Source organism: Flavobacterium sp. GNP010, assembly GCF_056428945.1.
Map to the genome: position 1 here is coordinate 1 of NZ_JBWJVK010000116.1, position 1,492 is coordinate 1,492.

1 protein-coding gene is annotated in these 1,492 nt (G+C 27.7%); it reads left to right on the forward strand.

Going from position 1 to position 1,492, the window contains the following annotated elements; all coding sequences use genetic code 11:
• The first annotated feature begins 304 nt into the window (after positions 1-304).
• Complete coding sequence (locus tag AC061C_RS15755) at positions 305-1,426, forward strand: hypothetical protein (RefSeq protein ID WP_478291961.1); 1,122 nt, start codon at positions 305-307, stop codon at positions 1,424-1,426.
• Positions 1,427-1,492 lie beyond the last annotated feature (66 nt).

Consider the following 1,492-nt stretch of genomic DNA (forward strand, 5'->3'; position numbering starts at 1 on the left):
GTCATAATATCCTATTTTAGTTATCTTTGAAAAGTACTACTTTTTCGGTTTCGCGCTACCGAAGGTTTAGTTCAACAGCTACTATAAGCTATTGCCGTATCAGGCTTTGGTTATTATTGTTTTGTTTTTGGGATTATCCCGCTTATTTGAATTATTGTTTTGTACTTTTCGTCAACATCGTATAGTAGCGGAACGTTGGCAGTAATTCCCACATATTTACACCAAAAATTAACACTTTCAGATAACGGAAGAAAGTAAATAGTAAAAAAAATATTAGTTTGAATTTTATAGAAAAAAAAAGTAAATGGATGCAACAAAATTAAAAAATGTAATTGCTGATTTAGTAAATGAAAATGATGACACAGATATTCAACAAATGAATAATCTTGTAAATCTAATTAGCTCAAATCAAAGTACAGAAATATCCAATTCAATAAAAAAAATTAACGGCAATTTTGATTTAAGTGTGGTTAATAATTATTCACCGAGTAATTTAAAAATATTAGAAGAAATTGGTGGAATTGAGTATTTTGGTGAAAATGCAAAGCAAATAATTAATACAATTTTAAATGGCAATTCATATAATCTTCAGAAAGTAATTACTGATTTGCAAAATTATTTTAACAAAAGAAGTGAATTTATTGCAACTCTCAAATCAACAGATGAGAATTTAAACAAACTAAATATTAAAAATCATTTCCACGATGATTATACGTTCGAGATTGGAATATTAATGCCTTCAGAATTTACAAACAAAAAAATTAATAGGGTAACAAAAGAATTAAATCATTGGGATAAAGTTTTCAAAACACTCAAAGAATTAATTGGAGAACCAGTTGAAGACACCGAAATTAATTTTGTAAGCAATGGTTCATTGCAATTTTTCATAGATAATAGTAAAGAAATAAGTTCTTGTTTGGCTCTAACAATTGTCGGTATAGTTAAGCTTTATAAAGATATAATTGAAATTAGATTAGCAAAAGCGAAACTAAAAAAATTAGGTGTTAGTACAGGTGAGCAAAAAACAATTGAAAAACAAGAAAAAGAATATTTTACAAAGCAAATTGAAAAAATTTCTACAGATATTATAAAAGATTTTGCCAGCAAAAATATAGAAGCAGGAAGATTAAATGAAATAAAAATAGCAATGAAAGGTCACGTAACATACATTGCTAAATGCATAGATAACGGTTTGACAATAGAAATAATTCCTCCAGAATTAGTTGAACCAACTTTACCAAAAGAAGACGAAAATAATAAGTCCGAAATTAAATCAATAAAAGACAATTATAATGATGCACTAAAAAAAATAGAAATCGTTCAGAAATCAATGGAAACGATAAAAACTATTGGAGAAACAGGAATTGATATTATGAAATTTCTGGCTGAAAATGAAGAAAATGAGGAAACTGACATTGACGAATAAATAACTACTGCCAACAGATAAGGTTTCGTTGCGGCTGCAAGCCGAACAATGAAACCTGTGTTGAAC

What these genes read in the sequence shown, in the direction of transcription:
- AC061C_RS15755 (WP_478291961.1), top strand. Translation starts at nt 305, where the DNA reads ATGGATGCAACAAAATTAAAAAATGTAATTGCTGATTTAGTAAATGAA.